The following is a 23,979-nucleotide window of genomic DNA, read 5'->3' as shown; positions in this document are numbered from 1 at the left end:
ACTTACTATCATGCAAAAGTTTATGTTGCAGGCAGGTATATCCTGCCTACGGTCGGCCTATGTCCGCTGGACAGCACTCGCATTGACCGCCATGACAGTTTCATGTACACGGGAAGCCTCCTCCGTACAGGTGAAAGATGTTACCTCCGCAAAAGACGTCACATCGGAAAAAGTGACCGCTAACCTGGCTGCTACCTGCTGCTGGGTGGCCATCACCAACCAGGCTCCCGATAGAATTGAAGTCTATGATCCGGCAGATGCCACCTGGACCACGCCCAAATGGACCTGGCAGCCTACTACTGCCTTGTCTTATAATGCTACCAGTGAAATTCCGCTTTGGGGGGATCCCACCGATATCAAAGTGCGTAACAATGCTGTATTTGCCAATACCACACAGGTAATTACCGCTACCTCCTACCGGTTTGCTACCATTGCACGTTATACGGGCACGGGTACACGTGGACAAAAGCTCTGGGTCATGGGATTCAATGACACCACCGCCCTGCATGCCATGGAAATCCTGCCGGATGGTAACTGTGTGGTAGCTAGCGCCGGCAAAAATCCTCCGTTGGCAGAAGGATTTATACGTATCTATTCTTCCTCCCAACCGGCTCCCAATCACGGCGTTTATACACAATACTATTTTCCTGCCGCGCATGCCCTGCTGTGGGATCAAACACACCAGGTGTTGTGGGCATTGGGTAACAAGTTGGTAAAATATGCTTATAACGCGCCAGGGTCAGGCGGTACTATTACCAATCCTAAACTGGATACCCTCGCCGTATATCCCAAATTGCCCAAGGCCTGGGGACACGATTTATCAGCAGATGTAAACAACCCGGATCAGTTGCTGCTTTCTACCAACGGAGGTACACATATTTTCAAAATTTCAACGGGCACATTCCAGGATATACCCGGCGCCGCACAACAAACATTTGTGAAGGCAATTAGTAGTCAGCCTGGCCAGAATACACTGGTAGAAACTATTCCAACCTCGGGCTGTACATTAAATACCTGGTGCACCACCACCGTAAATTTCTACGACGCCACCACCGGCGCAGCAACCGGCTCGCGCACCGTACCCGGTTCCGCTATCTATAAAGGAAAAACATTCGATCCTAACTATTATTGATACCATGAAGAAAACCATCATTGGTTTGTTAGTGATGCTTACCGCTTGTACCAAAAACCCTGGAGCTAATACAGCTCCGGGGCCTGGTACAAACCCGCCACCGGTAAAGGTTCCCGAACCTTACCCGGGAAACCTGCTGGCACTCACCAACGACGCCACCAAACAACTGGAAATATACGATCCTTCCGTTATTGACTGGAATACTGCCGAAGCAAAAAAGTGGCGCTGGTCCCCCACTATTGCGCTCGGTTTCACAGCTACTGATATCAATACCTTCGGTGGCGGTACCGATTTTAAAGTCAGGAAGATGGGCATCTGGCAAGGAGCTACTTTCGCTGCCATCAGTGATAACAGTTTCGCTGCTATCGTTGCTTATCCATCCGGGCAACGTGTATGGTCCAAAGTGATACCCGGTAACCTCCACTCTGCCGAATTGCTGCCTAATGGCAACCTCGCCGTGGCCGCCTCAGATGGTAACTGGATCCGGGTATATACTACTTCACAGGGAGCTAACAGTAACACCTATACGGAGTTTACATTGGGCGCTGCACATGCCGTAGTCTGGGATCCGGGGCTCAACTGCCTCTGGGTAACCGGTCAGGATATGACCAACAACGCGCACATCCTTACAGCGCTGGCCATTACCGGAACCGATGCCCAGCCGGAACTCACGGAGCTGAAACAATACCGCACGACACTGCCAACGCCGTGGGGGCACGAAATCAGCGCCTACCAGGGCAACACCAATCTACTCTGGGTAACCAGCAATGGAGGAGAATATGTTTTCAACAAAACAACCAAAAGCTTCTCCGTATCCCCTACCAATAACCTGACTTTTGTAAAAGGAATAGGTAATCAGCCCAACGGGCAAATAGTACTGGTACGGCCGGATGCGAATAAGAATCCGCGACCTAACGCATATTGCTCATTAAATAACTGGTCTACCAGCACCGTAGATTTTTATACCTCCGGCGGACAACTGCAAGGCTCCCGCTTAGTGAATGGCGCCTGCTTCTATAAAGTGAAAATCGTTTACGACAATTACCAGTAATGTACTTCAGCAAAAAAATATTCACCTTCCTCTGCTTCGCGTTTGCAAGCATCAGCATTTGCCACTGTGCCGCGCAAGGTACTTTACCCGCGCTGATTCCCATGCCACAGGTGGTAAAAATGGATACCGGCCTTTTCATGCTCCCTCCCAATTTCATCATCCGTACAAATGGATCGGAGCAACCTGCCGTTGATTATTTCAGCCATCAACTGCGTGCGCAAAAAATCAATGCCAGCGTTGTTGCCAACAGCCGGAAACCAGCATTGCTCATTACTTCCACAGGCGCCGAACATCTACCTGCTGAAGGATACCGCCTGCAGGTAACGCCGGCAGGTATTACACTCACCGGCAAACAGGCAGGTATATTTTATGGTATGCAAACACTGCTGCAACTGATAACTGTCAATGTCAACGGCAATACAGTCATTCCCTGCCTTACCATAGAAGATGCTCCCCGCTTTGGTTACAGGGGATTGATGTTGGACGTTTCCCGTCATTTTTTTACGGTAGAACAGCTCAAACAACTGCTGGACCTGATGGCCTACTATAAGCTAAACCGCTTCCACTGGCACCTAACAGACGACCAGGGCTGGCGCCTGGAAATCAAAAGCTACCCTGAACTTACGCGGGTAGGCGCCTGGCGCGTTCCCCGCCTAGAATTCAGCGGTAATACCCTGCCGCCACAACCAGGTGAAAAAGCCACCGATGGCGGGTACTATACGCAGGAACAAGTACGCGACATCATCCGTTACGCAGCCAACCGCCACATCGATATTCTCCCTGAGATAGACGTCCCCGGTCATTCTATGGCCGCCATAGCAGCCTACCCGGAGCTCTGTGTTACACGCGATAAAAGCATTACCGTAAACCCAGGCAGTCCATTTGCAAAATGGTTTACAGATGGTGGCTATGAGATGTATACCGATAACTCCCTGAATCCTACCAATGAAAAAGTATACGAATTCCTGGACAATGTATTCAGTGAAGTAGCAGCACTGTTCCCTTATCCCTATATCCACATCGGTGGCGATGAATGCTTCAAAGGCTTCTGGCAAAAGGATTCCACGGTACAACAATTTATGAGGCAACACCAGGTAAAAGACGCTCATGAACTCCAGCGCTACTTCATCTCCAGGCTGAATAAAATTATTCTCTCCAAAAATAAAAAACTCATTGGCTGGGATGAAATCACAGAAGGTAACCTGGAAGATCAGGTAGCCGTGATGAATCGCTTCGGCGAAAAAGGCGCCCTCGCGCAAACTAAAAAAGGAATGGACATAGTGCTGGCACCCGGCGGCAACGGCCTGTATTTCGACTATGCACAAAGCACTTCCGACCAGGAACCCTCCAGCCATGGCGGCGATGCACCAACCTGGAAAGCGTATGAATACAACCCGGCATACGCTTCTTTGTCGCCCGCTGACCTGGAACATATTATGGGAGTAGAAGGCTGTATATGGACAGAAAACATCAAGGATATGTCGAAGCTGCAATATATGCTCCTTCCCCGCATGCTGGCGTTAGCGGAAACAGGCTGGACCAACAACGGGCAAAAAAATTATCCCCGCTTCGCCAATTCCGCGCTGCCTGCGCACCTGGCAAGGTTTGACCGCACCAGCATGAACTACCGCGTGCCCACTGTATTTAATTACGTAGATTCAACCATTGTAACCGATTCCTTCAGATTGGAAATAAAACAGCCGCCTGTACCGGGAGCGAAAATATTTTACACGCTCAATAACAGGCCTCCCGGCGACTACGATCACGAATATACGGGGCCTGTTACCATCATCGTTCCAAAAGGTAAAAGCATTCCGTTGAAAACCATTGTAATTACCCCTGCAGGCCGCAGAAGCATTATCACACGCACGCTTCTGGACAATAGTGACAAACCTAAAATCCAGTAACAACATGTTGAAAAAGATATATTATTCCATACTACTTACCGCTGTGTTCACGGCTACCCAGGTACATGCCCAAAAACTACAACGGTTTGAAGAGATCGTACCCAACTTTAAAAATCCTGGCAGGGATTTCGGAACCGTACCATTCTGGGTATGGAACTCAAAAGTAAACAGGCACGACATCGATTCCATGCTAAACGATTACCATAAAAATGACTTCGGTGGCGTGATTATCCACGCCCGCCCCGGGTTGATCACAGAATATTTATCAAAAGACTGGTACGACCTGTTTAAATACGCCATGGAACAAGGTAAGAAGATAGGTCTCAATACCTGGATCTATGACGAAAACTCTTACCCCACCGGGTTTGCCGGCGGGCTGGTAGCCGATGAAATGCCGGAAGCCTACAACCAGGGCCAGATGGTTTACATGGAGGAAACCGATAAATTACCAGCCAATCTATCTCCCTATTTTCTTTTTCTGAAAGAAGAAAATGGAAAGTATAAAGATATCACCGACCATCTGGCAGATGAAAAAAACAGGACCGGCAGCTACCGCTTATTTAAAAAGGTAAACTACCAACGCTCCAATCGCGGATCTGTGGCGGGGCCTATTGGTGTATCGTATGTGGACCTGATGGCTAAAGGGGTTACCCAAAAATTCATAGACGTTACTTATAAGGGATATGAAAAAGTGGTAGGCGACGAATTCGGCAAAACCATCAAAGGTGTTTTTTCCGATGAGCCCACCATCATCAATGAAGGCCGGAATTGTATGCGTTGGACACCCGATCTGTTTAATGCTTTCCACCAGGCCTGGGGCTATGATTTACGCTTGCACCTTCCCTCCCTCTTTAAAGAAACCGGCGACTGGAAACGCGTACGCCACAACTATTACCAGGTACTGTTACAACTGTTTATTGACCGCTGGTCCAGGCCTGTATCTGCTTATATGGCTGCCAAACACCTGACCTGGACCGGACATTATTGGGAGCATGGCTGGCCCAGTCCCTATCACGGACCCGATAACATGGCCATGTATGCCTGGCATCAAATGCCCGGCATTGATATGCTGTTTAACCAATATAACGAGGATAAACCCGTGCAATTTGGTAACATCCGTGCTGTGAAAGAGCTGGGCAGCGTAGCCAATCAGCTGGGAAAAACACGGACGCTCTCGGAAACCTATGGTGGTGGCGGATGGGAACTTACCTTCAAAGATATGAAGCGCCTGGCCGATTGGCAGTACGTACTGGGCGTAAACTTCATGAATCAGCATCTCTCCTTTATGACGCTGAGAGGGGCACGGAAATATGATTATCCGCCAAGCTTCTCCTATCATGAGCCATGGTGGCCATACTACCGCATCATGAATCATTACTTTTCCAGGATGCAATACCTGGTATCAAAAGGCCGGCAATACAATGATATGCTGGTGATAGAACCCACCACCTCCGCCTGGATGTACTACGCCCGCGATGCAGAACACAAACGCTTCTTCGACATCACTAAAAGCTTCAACGACTTTGTTACATTGATGCAGCGGTCCCACCTGGAATATGACCTGGGGTCGGAGAATATTATCAAAGATCACGGCCGTGTTGATGGGAAGCAATTTATCATCGGGCAACGAAACTACCAGGTGGTAGTCATTCCACCCGGTATGGAAAACATAGATGGTACCACTTTCCGTTTGCTGAAAAAGTTCATCGCAGCAGGCGGACAGGTGGTTTGTTTCGAACAACTGCAACTGGTGGACGGCGCTGTTAACAACGAGCTTACCACCCTCCGGCTACCCCGGGTCAGCAACATAAGCCGGCAGGATCTGTTACAGCAACTTCACAACAATGGCTTCAACATAGCGCCGGTAGCAGGCGATAGCATTGGCGGCAACATCTATCATCAACGCCGCAAACTGGCAAATGGGGAGCTGCTGTTGCTCACTAACGCCAGCATGACTAATTCCGCTATCGGTAAGGTGACCATGCCTGGTAAGGACGTGTTAGCACTGGATTTACAAAACGGAGATATCACCCGCTATACACATAGCGTACAGCACACGGACGTGTCATTTGCATTCGATATAGCCCCTGCGGGTAGCCTGATGTTATTTGTAGCAGACAAAAAAATGGCAGGCTATAGGGAAATGAATGTGCCCTCCAATTGGGCTCCTGTTAATGCTTCCGCCACCACCGTGAACAGGCCGGCTTATAATACCCTTACCATCGACTGGTGCGACCTGCATCTCTATCAACCAGACACCAACTATACGCATCTTCATGTGGGGGTAGCCTCCAATACAGCATTCAGGCATTTTGGATTTACGGATGGCGCGGGCAATCCCTGGAATAATCGCACCCAATATAAGAATGCTATTGTAAGCAGGGATACCTTCTCTACCGGTACCGGCTACACGGCCGTATATCATTTTAACGTCAAAGCAGGTATAGATACACGCAATTTCAAAGCTGTAATAGAGCAACCAGGTCTCTGGCATGATGTGAAAATTAATGGCATCACCGTAAAAAACGAACCTGGTGAATGGTGGCTGGACCGCTCCTTTGGCGTATTTAAAATAGGTGACCACATCAAACCCGGTGATAATGAAATAGCCGTTAACGTATCTCCCATGAGTGTTTTTGCGGAAACAGAACCCATTTACATCCTGGGAAACTTCAACCTGGAGGCAGCACAACAGGGATGGAACGTGGTGGCGCCACAACCTCTGCAACTGGGCGCGTGGAACAAACAGGGCCTGCCCTTGTACGGTCAAAGCATTACCTACAGCAAAACATTTGAGGTGCTGAACCCTGCCCTGTCTTACGTCGTGACGCTGGGCAGCTGGAAGGGCACCGTAGTGGCCGTCCGGGTGAATGGGGCATTTGCAGGCGTCATCACGGGGGAACCCAACAAGCTCGACATCAGCAAATTTGTAAAGAAAGGAAACAACGAAATCGCAGTAGAGGTAACCGGTAGCTTAAAAAATGTCCTGGGGCCATTCTACAATAAGCCCGTTCCCGGACTGGTAGACCCAGGCAAGTGGTACAACATAAAGGTACAACCACCTGGCAATGAGTATGACTTGTATGATTACGGACTGAGCGAGGACTACAGGATCATGGTCAATCAATAATGAGAAACAATAGTGATATTCGCTGAATACCAAAGACCCGTTGATGCGCTTTTTGTCAACGGGTCTTTGTGTAAATAGTAGTGCAGAATTTGCATATATTTGCCTTGACAGGAAATTAACCCGGCACCGCTCACATTGACAGAGAATTTCATTTTACCTACAAAATATGGAAGGCTATAATAGTTACAGAATACCGGTGCCATTGGCATATGAAGCGCTCTTCTCTCATTTTTACTTTGCAGAAAATAAATCTGGTAAAACCATTACCCAAACCCTGATACCATCATATCAAACAATTATGGTGTTCTGCTTTGGTAATCCGGCAGCACTGCGCTCAAAAAACGACGATGAAATCACCGTAGATAAATGCATGGTACTCGGACCTATCAAACAGGCTTTTAATTATTCATTACCTCCCGGCGCTGAGATACTTGTATGCAACTTCAAGGACGATACCTTTTTTAGATTTTTTGGAGATATAAATCTGACACAGGGCACCGCGCTACATCCTGACGAACTATTGAACGAAAACTGTTTTACTGCGTTGTGGTCACAACTCAATAAAATAACGGATAACGAAAGCAGGATACAGGTTATCCTTCACTTTTGCAGCCCATATTTACGGGATCGCAACCCCATAGCAGAACAACTCGCCGATTTTGACCGCGAAAATTTTAGCCCTATAAAAGATATCTCTAAGGAAAATAAATTATCTGAAAGATCTATTCAAATTAACCATAAGAAGTATTTCGGCTATACCGCGAAAGAGATACACCGGTATAATCGTTTTCTAAAGGCCATTAAAATTATTCAAACCATTTCGACAGAGCATGCCAAAGTAGATTGGTTTGAAGTAATAGACCAATGTGGTTATTACGATCAAAGTCAACTCATCCGGGATTTCAATCATTATCTCCATCTCAGCCCCGCAAAATATCTGAAGTTCCAGGAAGCGATTTGTAATTCCAGGGATTAACTCACCGCATTCCATTTCCTAACTGTATTTAACCTATTTCCAGGGGTTAAGTAGATGCCTTTTCCTGCACTTTCGTTTTCTTACAATTTTCCCGGTTGGGCTTATTGCAATTTTACAATGTAATCAGCAGAAAGCACAGAAAAAAACAGGTCAGTCACCAAACACTGTTTTCGTTTTCTTACAATACTGCTGGTTGATTAAAATTGAATTTTGAGATATAAAAAACAAATTTATGAAACAGCCTAACATTTTAATTACAGGTGCTACCGGTACTGTGGGCACTCAACTGGTAAAAAACCTGGTAAACCTGGATACACCTTTTAAAGTGCTTGTTCGTACAAATGATCAGGGGGATTTGATGGATAATTTACCGCAAGCGGAAATTGTTGTAGGTGATTTATCAGACAATGACAGCCTCGCGCAGGCGTTGCAAGGAATTGAGAAAGCCTTTCTACTTACCAATTCATCGGAACATGCGGAACAATTACAGCTAAATTTTGTAAATGCAGCACATGCAGCCGGCGTACAGCACATTGTTAAGCTATCACAGTTTGCTGCAGACGAATCTTCACCCGTACGCTTTCTCCGCTATCATGCCAAAGTAGAGAACAGGATTAAAGAACTGGGTATTCATTACACTTTTCTTCGTCCCAATCTGTTCATGCAGGGGTTAATTGGTTTTAAAGATGCTATCAAATATGAGGGTAAATTTTACGGGTCTCTTGGCAACGCTGCTGTTAGCCTCGTTGATATCAGAGATATTGCGGCAATAGCAGCTAAAGCGTTAACCGAACCCGGACATGAAAACCACATCTATAACATTACCGGTAGCGAGGCGCTCACTCATTACCAGGTGGCGGAGATACTTTCCCGGGTATTGGGAAAAGAGATAGCCTATATAGATTTGAGCCCGGAGCAAATGCGCGGGGCACTCACGGACGCCGGGTTTCCCGAATGGCAGGCAGAAGGTTTAATAGAAGACTACGCCCATTATGCCAGAGAAGAGGCGGCCCATGTTTATCACACAGTGAAAGATATCACAGGAAAAGCGGCTATCAACTTTGAACAATTTGTCCAGGATTACAAAAACTTCTTCGGCTGACCAGCAATCCGAATCTTGCGGCAAAATAAAAACAGTAACGGAACAGAACATCGCAACAAACGGATTTCATACGCATACAGGACTATCTACTTTTGGATCATCAAACCAATCAAAAATTTAACAACTAAAAAAATCCAAAAATGGAAAATCAAAAAACAAAAGAAGAACTGAACAAAGAAGTTGTGGTGCGCTGGTTCACTCACTTCTGGGGCCCAACAGTTGATCTTTCAATTGTAGATGAAATTGCCGCACCTGGTATGCTATTGAAGTATTCATTACATGAACCACGCAAAGGCCGTGAAGATATCAAAAACTTCATGACAGATTTCCGTGCTGCTTTTCCTGATCTGAACTTCTGGGGTACCGCAGATTTAATCGCAGAGGGCGATTATGTTGTTGGACAATGGGAAGGTGGCGGAACGCACAATGGCATTGCCTTCAGCGACTTTCTCGCTGGTGCACTTCCTGCATCTACGGGGAAGAAAATGCATTTTACCGGCACCACCGTACTAAAAGTAATCGACGGAAAAATTGTGGAAGAAATCGGTTTGGATGATGGGGTTACGGCATTAACGCAACTCGGATTAATCAAAACGGCATAAGCATCTCCATAAATAAAACAGGCTGGGGAAATACCCTGCCTGTTTTATTTATACCGCCATTGGCCTTTAATCCAAAAGAAAGCAACTTCCGGGTTTTATGCCCTGTATAATAAAAATACCTTCGCGGATATCTAAAATATTCAACTAATGGAAACACAGCAAGAATACGATTATAACAGGGTGGCAGCAGCGATTAGCTTCTTCAAAGAAAACTATAAATCACAGCCGAAGCTGGAAGAGGTAGCGGACCATGTTCATCTTAGTCCATTTCACTTTCAACGAATGTTTCAGCACTGGGCGGGAGTCACCCCCAAGCAGTTCCTGCAATACCTGACCGCGGAATATGCGAAAGACATGCTAAAGCATACAAAGATGAGTTTATTTGATACTTCCTTTGAAGTTGGCTTGTCCAGTACAAGCAGACTACATGACCTGTTTGTAAAAATTGAAGGTATGACGCCCGGAGAATATAAAAATGGCGGCGACCTGCTGAAAATTAATTATTCCTTTGCGGACAGCCCTTTTGGAGAAATATTGGTGGCCTCTACTTTAAAGGGAGTTTGCCACATGTCATTTGTTGACAATGGCCGTCAGACTGCTTTAGATGAATTAAAAGCCATTTTTCCGAATGCCACCTACCTCCAGATGGTAGACATGGTTCAACAAAATGCGTTATTCCTGTTTACACAAGATTGGAGCCAGTTGAATGAAATAAAACTCCATCTGAAAGGTACCGATTTCCAGATCAAAGTATGGGAAACCTTACTAAAGGTGCCTTCCGGAGGGTTTACGACATACAAGAATTTGGCAGCCAATGCAGGCTATGAGGGCGCTTCGAGGGCGGTGGGCACTGCGGTTGGTAATAACCCTGTTGCATTTCTGATTCCCTGTCATCGTGTGATTAAATCTACCGGGGAAATTGGACAGTATCACTGGGGCGCCGTGCGAAAAAATGCGATCATCGGCTGGGAAGCGTCCCGACAGGCCATTGCGCAAGGATAAAAGCCCTACATCAATTAGTATCGCTGTTTGCTTTTGACGATGAATGAAGCAGGCCCGTTTCTGTTATCAGGGCATGCATCAGCTCTCCTGCCTTCCTGTATTTTAAAACAGGGGCTATTTGTCCACCCCAAAAGAATATCATGTCCCACTTTTCTTTATCCAAAGAAGCTTTCCTTAAAGAGGACATGAACTGTGTTTGTAAGGGATGCGGTAAAAACGGTCCGTCTTTTTCCTTTAACGTCTTTGTAATGCGGTTGGAGATCCCCCTTCCCAGCCTGCCGGTAAATGCGCGTGTAAGGGCCGTATATTTTGCATGATCAGAGAACAACCTGTCTTTGTGAACAGCTGAGGCGCCCGACTCATCGCAGGCGAGAAATGCTGTACCTATCTGAACCCCGGCTGCTCCCAGTGTCAGGGCGGCGGTGATCCCCCTTCCGGTAGCAATGCCGCCGGCTGCAATAACAGGTACTTTCACCTTTTCCGCCACCAGCTGCATCAATACAAAACTACCCATGGTGGACGATTCAGCAGCTGCCAGAAATGATGGGCGATGCCCTCCTGCTTCGAAACCGGATGCAATGATCATATCCGTTCCGGTAGCTTCCAGCGCAATGGCCTCATCAAGCGTGGTAGCGGTACCTACCGTGATAATTCCACGCCGGCGGCATTGTTCCAACACATCTTCCGGGAGTGTGCCAAACACGTAGCTAAAAACCCTGGGACGCAAATCCAACACTACCTGTAGCTGATTTTGAAACCTTGAATGAAAAGGGGCAGGTTTTTCCGGCAGGGGTATGTTTGCTTCATCAAAATACGGTTTAAACATTTGCGCTGTTTTTGCATACAGCTCGTCGGTGATCGTTCCGGCGCCACCGGGTATATCGGTATCCGACACCCAAAGATTCAGGTTATAAGGCCTATTGGTAGCTGCTTTTATGCTTTTGTCCACTTCAACAATTTCCTGCGGCGTATTCGTGTATGCGCCATACCCGCCCAGCCCGCCGGCATTAGATACAGCGGATACGAGTTCAACGGATGAAAGACTCCCACCAAAAGGGCCTTGCAAAATGGGATAGTTAATACCTAAAAGCTTTGTTACGCTTGTGTTGTACCACATGATTTTTCTATTTTAATCTTATCTCCTTTACTGCGCCTAATTTCCTATACCCGTTAACAGTGTAATGTCAATCTTATCCGCTTTAATCTTCCCCTTCACAAAATCAAAAAATGCTTTAGAATGTGGCAATGTTTTATGCCGCTCAAAGTCTGATTCACTTTTATAGGTTTCATATATCAAAATGGTCTGAGGCGCATCCACTTTCGTATTTACCAGGAACAATACTACCCCTACTTCTTTACGGGTTTCAGCGGCCATTTCTGCCATTGCTTTTTTTACAGCTCCCTCAAAACCGGGAAGTATCTCCATGGAAGCAACCAGGCTAAATGTTTCGGCGCTGTTAATATCGTTGTTACTTACATCTCCGGCAACGTCGCTGATCATTTTATTGACCAACAACCATTGACCATCGATCTTATGAAAGGACAAATATTCCTGGTAAACAAAATCATACATTTTCACTTTCACCTCAGCTACTGCTATAGAGTTAGTTACCCGTACATCCTGTACAATGCCTTTAAATGGCTTCCCCGACTCTTTGGGAGGCTGTCTGTTAGCCACTCCTGTCAGGTATTCATCCAGTGTTTTTGCATACGGTTGACCTTTCACGTCCCCAAACAACGACGTGCCGGGATGGTAAATTTTACGCAACTGGTTCACATCACCTGAATAGATCCCGGTAAAATATTCGTTTTCCAATATTTGTGAGATCTTTACTGAATCTTCTTTTGTAGTTTTCATGGTCTTTGTTATTTGGGCCCTGGCGCTATAATTCAAAAGCAACAAGGCGATAAATAATATAGCTTTCATTTTACTTGCTTTGGACAGTTGTTACCAATAGGCACATGGGCATCCATGTTCGTGAAATGCATAATTTACCCCCGGGCCATAACCGTTTCACCCACAACTCGGGCTGTAAGTTTTACTTTTAACTCGAAATTATCGGAAATAAGTGTGTCGCCGAGGTCTTTAAAGAAGTGGCCGGAACGGAAACGGATGCCAAACTGTGTACGGTCTACAATGATTGTTGCCAGCGCTGTAAGCATGCCGTCACTGAATTGCAGGCGGGTATCAAAGCCAACGGGTTTTGTAATGCCTTTAATCGTGAGGTTTCCTGCTACATGGTTTCCGTTGACGGTACTGATTTCAAAGTGGGCTTCCGGATACTGGTCGATGCCAAAGAAGTCGTCGGAAGCCAGGTGGCCGGCAAACTGGGCATTAGTGGCCGGATCTGCAATATCCAGTATCTTGATGGAGGTAGTGTCAATAGTGAATGATCCACCACGAAGTTGTTCATCCTCTACATAAAGTGTCCCCGCTTTCAGCGCAATTGTTCCATTATGTGCACCGGTTACCTTGCGGCCTACCCAATCAATATTGCTTTGTGCTAGTATAAGCTCGAATTTCAGCTGTTTCATTTTTTTGAGTTTTTGATGACACAAAGTAACAGCAGTATCGAAAAAGGATTACGTGACCTATGTCACATTCTTTTGGGGGCGGTGCAACCGGCTTAGCGTTTCCCTTGAAACGCCCAGGTAGGCTGCAATCAGGTGTTTGGGAACAAGATTGTATAACAGGGGATATAATTTCAGCAATTCTTCGTAGCGGGTTTTCGCATCGTTATTCATGAATGACAGCAAGCGGTTTTGCGCGGCTACATAGCCTCTATTGGTACGCCAGCGGAAAAAATGTTCTACCGCGTGAATTTCCGCACAAAGCTTTTCCCTGTTGGCATTTGATAACCGGAGCACTTCCACATCCGTTATGCAATCTACATTCACCGTGGCACCCGTTTGCGCATAGAGCGCCTGGTAATCTGAGGCCCACCAGGTGGGCATGGCAAATTGCAGGATGTACATCTTCACTTCATCATTAATGTAGAAGGTTTTTGTACACCCGGAAACAATAAAGTATTCGTGATCTACTTTGTCGCCCTCCCTGACTATTACCTGTCCTTTTTTAAACGACATGGGTTCAAAATGGGAGAAGATATAATCAACCTGATCCCCTGAAAGTGAAATCCTTTGTGCCAGGTGTGCCGCTAGCAAGTTCTTCGCGCTCATATGGAAGCCGGAATAAATTAAGCAATTACCTAAAGGTAATTATAATTTCGTCCAACTTATTCAGGGTATCGAAGCCCATACAATATTACCAACAGGAAAAAAATATTCCGCCGGAGGCCAGTGGCGGGGCTTACCATCCTTCATTCAAAATACCGACAATAAGCCCCACCTGATTATATACTTGCTGCTTCCCGAATGGGTTATACCTCCTAACGGAGATAGGTGGAGTTTTCAAACACTGTTTAAACGGATTCGTTCTTTAAAACAACAGGTTCGTTGAAAAGAACCGGAGCATGTTTACTTCCATGCGTTTCGCTACCCGGTTAATATGATCACCGTCATAAATTTCAAACGAATGCTTAATTCCATATTTATTTAGCTCGCCATCCAGTTTCTCAATACTTTCTGCGATACCCCTGTCTTTGTCCCCTGCATCAAAGGCAATAGATTTCAACTTCCTGATATTGTAAATATATTGATCCAGGTTGTTCAATGGGCGATTTGCATCCCACTTCAACAATATTTCGGGTTGCAGGTTTCCATTTTTTATTGGAAGGTCGAGGTAGAACGGTGGATTGCCGGGATTAGGCGACCAGGCAGCAGCAGATGCAAAGAGCGCCTTCGTGAAAAAATCAGCCTTTTGGAATTCATCCACTGTTTTAATACTTTCGGCACGAAGGAGTTGTGGCATCAGCGTACTTGCCGGCTCTGATGATGAGTTCAGGCAACACGGGCTCAACAGGTACACTGCTGAAAACACATCCGGGTTCTTTTCCCCGATTCTCAATGCCCCATAACCACCCATGGAATGACCGCAGATACCTCTGCTTTCTTTTTGTGAAAGTGTACGGTAATGCTGATCTATATAAGTTACCAGCTCCCTGGCAATAAAGTCTTCCCAATTTCCCGTTGTACTGGAGTTCGAATACATACTTCCCTGGAAACGCGTGTAAGCATCGGGCGTAACAACAATCATTTCATGCGCCGGATCTTTCGAAAATACGGTATCCAGGATGGGCGGCAATTTCATCCAATGATTTTGAAATCCGAACACCTTGGCATCATTATCTGTATAGCCATGCAGGAAATACACAACCGGGTACCGTTTCTTACTTCCAGGCTGATAGCTGGCAGGCAGGTAAATGGACACGTAACGGTCGGCGCTGTCGCCACTCAGATTTCCTTCCAGTAATTTGCTATGCACTTTTATTCGCTGCACGGTACCTTGTAGAACGTCCTTCTTTTGGGCCACGCCAACAGCAGTATATAACGATAACAGACAGAAGGCTACAGCCGTAAAAATAGTATTGCTTTTCATAGTGATACTGTAATTAGCATTTTGGGTAAGATAAAAAACTACCCGTGTATTATCAATCAGCATATTGCCCGATGTCCCACAAATGAGCGTTCTTTAGAATTTAACAACCGCCCAAAAAGCTTTCTTGGGCTGCAACGCTTTGTCGAACAACAGTGGATAGTCTTTTCTGCCGCGCACCGGAAAATTGTCCAGCCAGCTATACCGATCCGAGATATTCCAAAATGTTACCCCGGTCAAAACATGACGATACTTGCGGAAAGTATCAAAACAACGGCGGAACTGTTCGAGTTGCTGCTGCTCCTTTACTGCTGTAAAGTCCATGGCGCTGTCGCCCGCTTGCCACCTTCTCATTTCATGCTCTTTGGGGTAAACGGAAACATCGAATTCAGTAATTTGCATTTTCAGGCCCAGTTTGGCAAAGTCCTGCATAGTACTATCCAATTGCTCCGCCGATGGTTCATTTACCGCCCAATGCGCCTGCAAACCCACTCCGTGCACCGGTATTCCTTTACTGATCAGGCCTTTGAGCATGCGGATAATTTTCTCGCGCTTCACCGTACTAATTTCATTATAATCATTGTAAAACAACAACGCATCAGGGTCGGCTTCATGTGCCCACTGAAATGCTTTCTCTATATACTCTTCTCCGCAGATCTGGTACCACAAAGAATTTCGGTAAAACTCATCCTTGTGGTCACTGATCACTTCATTAGCCACATCCCAGGCATAAACAGTTCCTTTGTATCTTTTTACCACCGTGGTAATATGTTCTTTCAGGCGTTGCAACAAAACTTCTTTAGATACCTGCTGCCCGGTGGCATCCTTAAACATCCATTTCGGGGCCTGGTTATGCCATACTAAGGTATGCCCCCGGAGCTTCATTCCATTACTGCGGGCAAAAGCAGCGATGGAATCGGCATCCCTCCAGTTATACTGCTGTTCCTCAGGATGAATAACACTCATCTTCATGGCATTTTCCGGGGTGATGCTATTAAACTGCTGGCGTACCAATTCCGCTTCATCTGTATGCAGCGCATGCGGAGAAACGGCTACGCCTATAGGAAAATAATCCTTGTAATAATCTTTCAGTCCCGGCGCTACCGGTAAATTAACAGGGCGAATGCGGTAAACGGCGCAGGAAAGACTGATAACAGCGGCCAGCAAAATAATAACAACGTGGCTGATATACTTCATATGTAATTTGATTCATTAACTGTTCGGGAAATTTATCTAAAAGCGCTCAATGTTTGAATAGTCCCATCACTATTATACTTCAACTCCATTACCTTGACGTTTCTCAAATGTGTTTGGCCGGACAATTGCGTATCATGATAAAACAGATACCATTTTTGCCCGATCTGAACAATGGAATGGTGGTTGGTCCAGCCTTCCACCGGCTTCAGGATCACACCCTGATAGGTAAAGGGACCATAGGGATTATCTCCAATGGCATAAACAATGTTATGCGTATCGCCCGTTGAATAGGAGAAGTAATACTTTCCGTTGTATTTGTGCATCCAGGCCGCTTCAAAAAAACGTTTATCGTTGTCCTGTTCATTGTACAAGTGGCCATTAATGTCTGTTATTTTTATGGCAATGGGAGCGTTCTCCAGTTTTTTCATATCCCCGGAAAGTTTTGCTACACGGGGAAGAATAGCTGCTTCGTTTTTTTCACGCAGCTTTGCATTGGCATCATAGTGGTTGTTGTCCCAGTGTTGTAATTGTCCTCCCCAGATGCCACCAAAATACAAATAAAAGGAACCATCGTCATCCCTGAACACACAGGGGTCAATGCTATAGCTGCCGGTGATGGGCTCCTTTTCTGCCACAAACGGACCTGTTGGCTGGGAGGAGGTAGCCACCCCTATTCTGAATATCCCCTGCTTATCTTTTGCGGGGAAATATAAATAATACCTCCCTTTTGAGAACGCCGCATCCGGCGCCCACAGTTGCTTAGATGCCCAGGGGACCTCCTGCACCCGAAGCGCAGCCCCATGGTCTGTTACCTTACCGCCGATGGAGTCCATGGAAAAAATGTGATAGTCGGCCATCTGGAAATGATCCCCATTATCACTTTCCTTTGTGTTTGTAGCTGTGTCGTGTGAAGGGTAGATATATATTTTCCCGTTAAAAAGATGTGCCGACGGATCAGCGGTATAAATATGTGATATCAATGGGGGCGATGTATATGCCTGCTGGTTATCATCTGAGAACGTAAACCAGTTAAAGGCGCCTTTGCCGGCAAATGCAAATGTCAGCCGATGCCTGCCGGTAAGCGGCTTCACAGGTACACTCAGCGTCATGTATTTCAATGATGACTGTTCCGGCACAGCCACCGTAGCATAAGGATTTACTGAATCTTTATCAAGATATATCTGGATACGTCCTCCCCGGGGAGCCACCCGTAGCAACAGGTATTTGTATCCCTTTTCAAATTCCACCTGGTTAAACCGGATCCAGGCGCCAGCCTCCAAATGACTTATCTCCTGCCCTCCCGGCTCGCTTCCATCATTTGCCGGAGCAACACGTGCGCCGTAAATATCATCATACATGGCTCCCTCTATCTGCGCCGAAGCCTTAAAGAGATTGGGAGGCCCCTTCCGGGTATCCATATGGAACCAGTCGACATCAACATAGCCACCGGTTTGGACAGTGGCATAATTAAACAATGTGAACCGGTTACCGGTAAACATTTTCAGGTCAAACTGCATATTCAGCGTATCTCCCAGGGGGATAAATGTTTTATTATCGAAGCTATAATAGAAATGAGCCTGATTCTTCATCGTATTAACGGAAGCCTTGAAGAATACCCGGGGCTCCTTCCCTATGGCAACACTGTCTACCTGCTTGCCGCCATGCTCCATTACAATAAACTTTGCAGTGTTCACTGCGCGGATACCGATGAAGGCATAGGGCAGTTGTAAGACGGCCAGTCCGGCTACATCGCCCGCTTTCATTCCACTAAAATCAAATGCGGCAGTAGCATCAGAGAATGGACCGAATATTCGTTGTGTGAGTGAGTTTTGTGCATGCAGCAAATCAGTGGTAATACCTGGTGTGGTGAGTCGCAGATATCCTTTTCGCTTACTTAAAGACCAGGCACTGTCGTCAGGATTGTGGTTCCAGGCCCATTGTATGCCCGGCTTATCGTCATTAAACTCATCACTGCCGGGAAGTACCTGTACCGGCGCAACGACGTCTGTACGGGGCTTAACGTGCGTTACTACGGCTCTTCCATCTTTCCCAACTACCGGCCAGCCATCTACCCATTGTACCGGTTGCAAAGTGGGGACCCGTCCTACGCCTACCCGGTCCTGGAAAATAATACTCCACCATTCTCCTTTGGGCGTTTCTACCAATGCTCCCTGATGAACCCCTTTTCCATAGAGATTCATATCATCTTTCAGTACCACTTTTTCCTCATAGGGGCCATAGATATTTTTTGACCGGAGGCAAACCTGGTAACCGTCTCCACCACCATAGGTAGCATAAATGTAATAATATCCATCCTTCTTATACACATGTGATCCTTCCAACCCCGGCCTTTGCACTTTGTCGAATACAATGCTGTCTTTACCAATGGGGTTCAGATGAGCATCCACTTCCGTCACAGACAGTTTAGAATATCCATGGGCGATGTAGATGCGGCCATCCTCATCAAAAAACAGCCCGGCGTCGTAGTAGGGTTTTTTCAGTTTTTGTATTTCCCAGGGCCCTTCTGCTTTCGGAGCGGTACATAAAAATCCGCCTTCATCCAGTGTCAGGAATAGTATATAGAACTTTCCCTGGTGATAGCGGATACTGCTGGCCCACTGCCCTTTTCCATACCTGTTTCCTCCTTTTAAATCATAAAAGGGATGCTGCTTAAACCGCTGTACTGCGTTGGCAGCATAGGTCCAGTTCACCAGGTCTTTCGACTGCAATAATGGTACACCGGGAAAAAAATACATAGAGGTAGCTACCATGTAATAAGTATCTCCAACGCGGATCACGTCGTTATCCGGGAAGTCGGCCCAGATGACCGGATTGGTGTAAGTACCATCTTCATTGTCCGACTGCTGCGCATGAAGGGACACACTAAAGATGGACAGGAGTGCTATAACGAGGAATTTTTTATACATTTTTTTAACCTTATTCAGTCATTTTTATTTTTATGGATCATTTTTTAGAAGAAAAATAAAAGCATCGCCTCCTGCCCCGAAACAAAAATACGGGGAGCAGTACTTTCCAGATAGCTCATTTGTTGAAATTGATAGAAAAAATGTCTTTTAGACAATAAATATAGTCAAACAGCAGTCTCTTTGGGCAATTTAATATCATGATGATTATAAATTTCATTACAATACTTAAATTGGGGAATAAAGAACCACGTTTATATTACGCAACCAACATCTTGCTTTTTAATGATCGCCCAATATGCTTAAACATACATTCACCTTCCTGTGCTGTTTACTATCTCTGACTAAAACGGGATGGACGCAAACCGGCCGTCTCAATTTCACCTCCCTCACATCGAAAGACGGGTTAGTATCTAATGGGGTGAATGCCATTACGAAAGACCATTACGGGTTGATGTGGTTTGCTACGGATGATGGTTTAAATAAATTTGATGGTACACACTTTACGGTGTACCGGCATCGGCAGGGTGACTCTTCCAGCCTGAGGGCCAATGAGGTACTGGCATTGCATGAAGATAAGGCGGGCAACCTCTGGATCGGAACCAGTGGTGGCGGGCTTAGCCTGTACGACCGTAAAAAAGATGCCTTTGTCCACTTTCCTCTCCACGCAGATGCCCCACAACTGCCCCCTAATGCAGTGATACTGGGTATTTCCAGCGACACTTCCGGCAACATATGGATGGCACAATACGAGCATTTATTCAAGCTGGTTCCCGGCACACATCATATTTCCAAAATCAACCTGGTAGCCGGGGAAGATGGTCCGGAAGCCAAAGTGAGTCCCCGCTGCATTTTTGTTGACCGCAAACAACAAGTCTGGATCGGCACCGGTCACGGCTTGTACCGGTACATCCCTTCCTCGAACGCTGTAAAACTGATCAACAACAACAAAGCCGGATATAGCCCACAGGATAATGATATCCGCACTATCAGCGGCGACAGCAATGGGCAAATCTGGGTAGGTACCTCTACCGGTTTATATATGCTGCAACCTGATGGCATCAGCATCTCCCCTTATCCTGCCACTTCACTCCTGGACAATAAATTAATTAATTGCATCAGGCCGGACAAGGACCATCAGCTATGGATTGGTACAGAAGAAGGACTGGTGCTGTTAAATACCCGGACAAACACCGCCGATTATTATCTTCCAGCTGATGAAAACACGTATAGCCTCACCAATAAATCCATAAGATGTATTTATAACGACGAGCAGGGTATCTATTGGTTAGGTACTTTCAGGGGTGGGATTAATAAATATGATAAAAACCTGCATCTTTTTAATTTTAAACCAGGTACTGCTTTCCATGAAAATAGCCGGCAGTCGTCCATTGTCACTGCCTTTGCGGAAAACAGCGAGGGCAAGGTATTTGTTGCCACCGACGGCGGCGGGATGTTTGACTTCTCCCGCGAAACCGGTAAAGTTCACCCCATCGATATTCCGCTGCCGGTAAACAGTAATAAAGTGTCCATTATGGCGCTCCAATATACCCGCGACAAAAAATTATACATTGGCACTTATGCGTTGGGGTTACTGATCTGGAATACTGCCACCGGCCATTATAAATATCTCACCAAAGGCACTGCCCCCCACCATCTTGGGGCCAACGATATTTTTTGCATCAAGGAAGACAGCAAAAATAATGTTTGGATAGGCACCAATGGAGCGGGCCTGGATGTACTCAAAAATGACGAAGTAATTGCCCGGTATACGCCTCAGCCCAATCCGGCACTCCCCTATGAAAAAAAACTGCCGTTTAACGGCTATATCAGGGCTGTGGAGGAAGATACAGCAGGCAATATCTGGGTGGGCTCCCATGGCGGAGGTGTTGGCGTGTATCATCCCGGTACCGGGCAATGGGATATCTATACCCAAAGTAATAGCCTGTTGCCAAATGATAAAGTACAAACACTACTGCGGGACAGTAAAGGCCGTATGTGGATAGGTACCTTTGGTGGCCTGAGTCTTTTTGACAAAACGCAACAAAAGTTCATCAATTTCTGCGAAAAAGATGGATTGCAGAATGTGACCATCTACCAAATTCTTGAAGACAAAAGTGGTACTATCTGGCTCAGTACCAATATGGGGATCAGCAGTTTTCATACGGAATCAAAAAAGTTCAGGAACTACAACCGTTACAATGGCGTACAAAATAACAACTTCGTTCATAACTCCGGCATACGCTTGTCTGACGGGGATCTGATGTTCGGTGGACTGGAAGGCATTAACTACTTTACTCCTGCCGATTTAACCATCAACAAATATGCGCCGGTAGTATTGCTGACAGATTTAAAGGTATCCAATAAATCCATACACCCTGATGAAGATGGTCCCATTAAATCCCATATTTCCGTGGCCGATAATATCCGGCTAACCTATAAGCAGAATTTCGTCATCAGCTTTGTAGCACTCAACTATACGCTCCCCACCGAAAATTATTATGCCTACAAACTGGAGGGATTTGATAAAGACTGGAACTACGCCGGAATGGCTAACAGTGCTGCCTACACGAACCTGGACCCGGGAGAATATACTTTTCATGTAAAAGCCGGCAACAATGATGGTGTTTGGAGCAGCCAGGACACCACCATAAAAATATATGTCCGCCCACCCTTCTGGCGCACCATTTATGCCTATCTCTTTTACTGCTGCGTCATCTGTCTTTTACTCTTATATAGCAGGTACCGCGGAATTAAGCGGATCAGGAAAAAATTCCTGTTGGAACAGGAAAGGCTGGAAGTAAAACGACTGCAGGATATAGACCGGCTTAAAATTAAATTTCTTACTAACCTGAGCCACGATTTCAGAACCCCCATTTCACTGATCATGGGCCCGGTAGAACAGCTCATTACAGAAGAGAAAATCAGTCCCCGCCTCGACAAACTAAACATGATCAAAAGAAATTCGCGGCGGCTGCTTAACCTGGTCAACCAATTACTGGATTTCCGGAAAATGGAAGAACATGAGCTAAAATTACAACTGGCAACAGGCGACCTGGTATCTTTTATCAAAGAGGTAACAGATTCTTTCCGCGACTTTTCCGAGCGAAAAAACATTCAATTTACCTTTGTCAGCGGCCCGGTATCATTACCTGTTTTATTTGACCATGATAAAATAGAACGTATTCTTTTCAACTTACTTTCCAACGCCTTCAAGTTTACACCAGAAAAAGGGGCTGTTATCGTGGAGTTACAACAGTCAAAAAAAATGGACGCTACCGGCCAATTATGGATTCAAATAATAGTAAAAGATACAGGCGTTGGCATTCCCAAAGATAAGCAGGAAAAAATATTTGAACACTTCTTCCAAACAGATACCGCTTCTGCCATATTAAACCAGGGAACGGGTATTGGATTGTCTATTACGAAGGAATTTATAAAAATACACGGTGGAACCATTGAAGTAGAAAGCGAATCCGGGCAAGGCGCCACCTTTCTTATACAACTTCCCTTAAAAGCAGCGGTACAAAGCCCGGTACAGGAAATGCCTCCGGTTGCGCCGCTGTTGCCAGCTCCCGAAGAGGCAGAACAGCAGCCGGAAGTTGTGGTGGAAACGCTACCTGATCATCCGGAAATGTCCGTTGTATTGCTGGTGGAAGACAATGAAGACTTCCGCTTCTATCTTAAAGATAACCTCTGCAGGAACTACAAAGTAATCGAAGCCACTAATGGAAAAGAAGGTTGGCAAAAAGCCTTGTCGTTACATCCGCATTTGATCGTCAGCGATATCACCATGCCGGAAATGGATGGCATTAGCTTGTTGCAGAAACTGAAATCAGATAAAAGAACCAGCCATATACCAGTGATATTGCTCACGGCACTCACCAATGAAGATCAACAGGTGACGGGATTGGCCACAGGTGCCAACGACTATATCACCAAACCATTTAATTTCGACATACTGCATGCGAAGATTAAAAACCTCCTGCATCTTAACTATACATTGAAAAACACCTATACCAAACAAATAAAATTACTTTCACCGGAAATAGAAAATGTATCCGCAGAGGAAAAATTATTGGCGCGGATAGCCAGCCACCTGGAAGAAAACCTGAACGATGCACAGCTTTCGGTGGAAAGTCTGAGCAAAGAAGTGGGGATGAGCCGGAGTTCTCTTTACAACAAATTACTGGAATTAACCGGTCAAACACCGGTAGAATATATCCGGTCTTACCGGTTGGAAAAAGCCACCATGCTAATGAAGGGAAGTGACCTCACCATTGCAGAAGTGGCCTACCAGGTGGGATTTTCCACACCTAACTATTTCGCCAAATCCTTCAAAACAAAATACAATATGCTGCCTTCTGAATTTATAGCAAAGATGCAGAAAGACAAGACCTTTGAATAATGACTACCAACAAACAGCCCCCTTACTGATGGTAAGGGGGCTGTTGATTATTG

16 protein-coding genes are annotated in these 23,979 nt (G+C 45.9%); 9 read left to right on the top strand and 7 right to left on the bottom strand.

Going from position 1 to position 23,979, the window contains the following annotated elements:
* The first annotated feature begins 10 nt into the window (after nucleotides 1-10).
* The 8 genes from AC5ZC7_RS10225 to AC5ZC7_RS10190 all read left to right on the top strand — a co-directional run bounded on the left by AC5ZC7_RS10225 (nucleotide 11) and on the right by AC5ZC7_RS10190 (nucleotide 10,902).
* Nucleotides 11-1,132 carry a hypothetical protein gene (locus AC5ZC7_RS10225; protein WP_496159405.1) on the top strand — a complete coding sequence of 374 codons (1,122 nt, stop codon included), beginning with the start codon at nucleotides 11-13 and terminating at the stop codon, nucleotides 1,130-1,132.
* 4 nt (nucleotides 1,133-1,136) lie between these two features.
* Nucleotides 1,137-2,183, top strand: coding sequence for a DUF6528 family protein (locus tag AC5ZC7_RS10220; RefSeq protein WP_496159406.1), 1,047 nt, complete (start codon nucleotides 1,137-1,139; stop codon nucleotides 2,181-2,183).
* Nucleotides 2,183-4,090 (top strand): family 20 glycosylhydrolase, encoded by a 1,908-nt coding sequence (locus tag AC5ZC7_RS10215; protein ID WP_496159407.1) that lies wholly within the window; start codon nucleotides 2,183-2,185, stop codon nucleotides 4,088-4,090. Before AC5ZC7_RS10220 ends, AC5ZC7_RS10215 begins: the two co-directional genes overlap by 1 nt.
* Before the next feature lie 4 nt (nucleotides 4,091-4,094).
* Complete coding sequence (locus AC5ZC7_RS10210; protein ID WP_496159408.1) at nucleotides 4,095-7,220, top strand: glycosyl hydrolase; 3,126 nt, start codon at nucleotides 4,095-4,097, stop codon at nucleotides 7,218-7,220.
* A 166-nt stretch (nucleotides 7,221-7,386) separates the two neighbouring features.
* Nucleotides 7,387-8,196, top strand: a complete 810-nt coding sequence (locus AC5ZC7_RS10205) for an AraC family transcriptional regulator (RefSeq protein ID WP_496159409.1) — start codon at nucleotides 7,387-7,389, stop codon at nucleotides 8,194-8,196.
* Nucleotides 8,197-8,428: 232 nt separating this feature from the next.
* Nucleotides 8,429-9,298 (top strand): NmrA family NAD(P)-binding protein, encoded by an 870-nt coding sequence (locus tag AC5ZC7_RS10200; RefSeq protein WP_496159410.1) that lies wholly within the window; start codon nucleotides 8,429-8,431, stop codon nucleotides 9,296-9,298.
* Between the two features lie 140 nt (nucleotides 9,299-9,438).
* Complete coding sequence (locus tag AC5ZC7_RS10195) at nucleotides 9,439-9,900, top strand: ester cyclase (protein ID WP_496159411.1); 462 nt, start codon at nucleotides 9,439-9,441, stop codon at nucleotides 9,898-9,900.
* Between the two features lie 147 nt (nucleotides 9,901-10,047).
* Nucleotides 10,048-10,902 carry a methylated-DNA--[protein]-cysteine S-methyltransferase gene (locus AC5ZC7_RS10190; protein ID WP_496159412.1) on the top strand — a complete coding sequence of 285 codons (855 nt, stop codon included), beginning with the start codon at nucleotides 10,048-10,050 and terminating at the stop codon, nucleotides 10,900-10,902.
* Nucleotides 10,903-10,912: 10 nt separating this feature from the next.
* Here the strand turns inward: AC5ZC7_RS10190 and AC5ZC7_RS10185 are convergent, their stop codons facing one another.
* The 7 genes from AC5ZC7_RS10185 to AC5ZC7_RS10155 form a co-directional block, all read right to left on the bottom strand.
* Complete coding sequence (locus tag AC5ZC7_RS10185) at nucleotides 10,913-12,019, bottom strand: nitronate monooxygenase (RefSeq protein WP_496159413.1); 1,107 nt, start codon at nucleotides 12,017-12,019, stop codon at nucleotides 10,913-10,915.
* 36 nt (nucleotides 12,020-12,055) lie between these two features.
* Nucleotides 12,056-12,760 carry a nuclear transport factor 2 family protein gene (locus AC5ZC7_RS10180; RefSeq protein WP_496159414.1) on the bottom strand — a complete coding sequence of 235 codons (705 nt, stop codon included), beginning with the start codon at nucleotides 12,758-12,760 and terminating at the stop codon, nucleotides 12,056-12,058.
* A 134-nt stretch (nucleotides 12,761-12,894) separates the two neighbouring features.
* Nucleotides 12,895-13,437, bottom strand: coding sequence for a YceI family protein (locus AC5ZC7_RS10175; protein ID WP_496159415.1), 543 nt, complete (start codon nucleotides 13,435-13,437; stop codon nucleotides 12,895-12,897).
* Nucleotides 13,438-13,494: 57 nt separating this feature from the next.
* Entirely contained in the window at nucleotides 13,495-14,082 is a 588-nt protein-coding gene (locus tag AC5ZC7_RS10170; protein WP_496159416.1) for a cyclic nucleotide-binding domain-containing protein, read from the bottom strand.
* A 259-nt stretch (nucleotides 14,083-14,341) separates the two neighbouring features.
* Nucleotides 14,342-15,400: an alpha/beta fold hydrolase gene (locus AC5ZC7_RS10165; RefSeq protein WP_496159417.1), complete on the bottom strand. Its 1,059-nt coding sequence runs from the start codon at nucleotides 15,398-15,400 to the stop codon at nucleotides 14,342-14,344.
* Between the two features lie 93 nt (nucleotides 15,401-15,493).
* A complete protein-coding gene (locus tag AC5ZC7_RS10160) occupies nucleotides 15,494-16,594 on the bottom strand; it encodes an endo-1,4-beta-xylanase (protein WP_496159418.1) in 1,101 nt (366 codons plus the stop codon).
* A 32-nt stretch (nucleotides 16,595-16,626) separates the two neighbouring features.
* Nucleotides 16,627-19,521, bottom strand: a complete 2,895-nt coding sequence (locus AC5ZC7_RS10155) for a family 43 glycosylhydrolase (RefSeq protein WP_496159419.1) — start codon at nucleotides 19,519-19,521, stop codon at nucleotides 16,627-16,629.
* 295 nt (nucleotides 19,522-19,816) lie between these two features.
* Between AC5ZC7_RS10155 and AC5ZC7_RS10150 the strand changes: the two genes are divergently transcribed.
* Nucleotides 19,817-23,926, top strand: coding sequence for a two-component regulator propeller domain-containing protein (locus tag AC5ZC7_RS10150; RefSeq protein WP_496159420.1), 4,110 nt, complete (start codon nucleotides 19,817-19,819; stop codon nucleotides 23,924-23,926).
* Nucleotides 23,927-23,979 lie beyond the last annotated feature (53 nt).

Source organism: Chitinophaga sp. 9-1-y, from assembly GCF_059511905.2.
This window is presented reverse-complemented; position numbering and strand designations above follow the sequence as displayed.

Coding starts and splice junctions, on each gene's coding strand:
- AC5ZC7_RS10225 (WP_496159405.1), top strand. CDS start 11: ATGCAAAAGTTTATGTTGCAGGCAGGTATATCCTGCCTACGGTCGGCC.
- AC5ZC7_RS10220 (WP_496159406.1), top strand. CDS start 1,137: ATGAAGAAAACCATCATTGGTTTGTTAGTGATGCTTACCGCTTGTACC.
- AC5ZC7_RS10215 (WP_496159407.1), top strand. CDS start 2,183: ATGTACTTCAGCAAAAAAATATTCACCTTCCTCTGCTTCGCGTTTGCA.
- AC5ZC7_RS10210 (WP_496159408.1), top strand. CDS start 4,095: ATGTTGAAAAAGATATATTATTCCATACTACTTACCGCTGTGTTCACG.
- AC5ZC7_RS10205 (WP_496159409.1), top strand. CDS start 7,387: ATGGAAGGCTATAATAGTTACAGAATACCGGTGCCATTGGCATATGAA.
- AC5ZC7_RS10200 (WP_496159410.1), top strand. CDS start 8,429: ATGAAACAGCCTAACATTTTAATTACAGGTGCTACCGGTACTGTGGGC.
- AC5ZC7_RS10195 (WP_496159411.1), top strand. CDS start 9,439: ATGGAAAATCAAAAAACAAAAGAAGAACTGAACAAAGAAGTTGTGGTG.
- AC5ZC7_RS10190 (WP_496159412.1), top strand. CDS start 10,048: ATGGAAACACAGCAAGAATACGATTATAACAGGGTGGCAGCAGCGATT.
- AC5ZC7_RS10185 (WP_496159413.1), bottom strand. CDS start 12,019: ATGTGGTACAACACAAGCGTAACAAAGCTTTTAGGTATTAACTATCCC.
- AC5ZC7_RS10180 (WP_496159414.1), bottom strand. CDS start 12,760: ATGAAAACTACAAAAGAAGATTCAGTAAAGATCTCACAAATATTGGAA.
- AC5ZC7_RS10175 (WP_496159415.1), bottom strand. CDS start 13,437: ATGAAACAGCTGAAATTCGAGCTTATACTAGCACAAAGCAATATTGAT.
- AC5ZC7_RS10170 (WP_496159416.1), bottom strand. CDS start 14,082: ATGAGCGCGAAGAACTTGCTAGCGGCACACCTGGCACAAAGGATTTCA.
- AC5ZC7_RS10165 (WP_496159417.1), bottom strand. CDS start 15,400: ATGAAAAGCAATACTATTTTTACGGCTGTAGCCTTCTGTCTGTTATCG.
- AC5ZC7_RS10160 (WP_496159418.1), bottom strand. CDS start 16,594: ATGAAGTATATCAGCCACGTTGTTATTATTTTGCTGGCCGCTGTTATC.
- AC5ZC7_RS10155 (WP_496159419.1), bottom strand. CDS start 19,521: ATGTATAAAAAATTCCTCGTTATAGCACTCCTGTCCATCTTTAGTGTG.
- AC5ZC7_RS10150 (WP_496159420.1), top strand. CDS start 19,817: ATGCTTAAACATACATTCACCTTCCTGTGCTGTTTACTATCTCTGACT.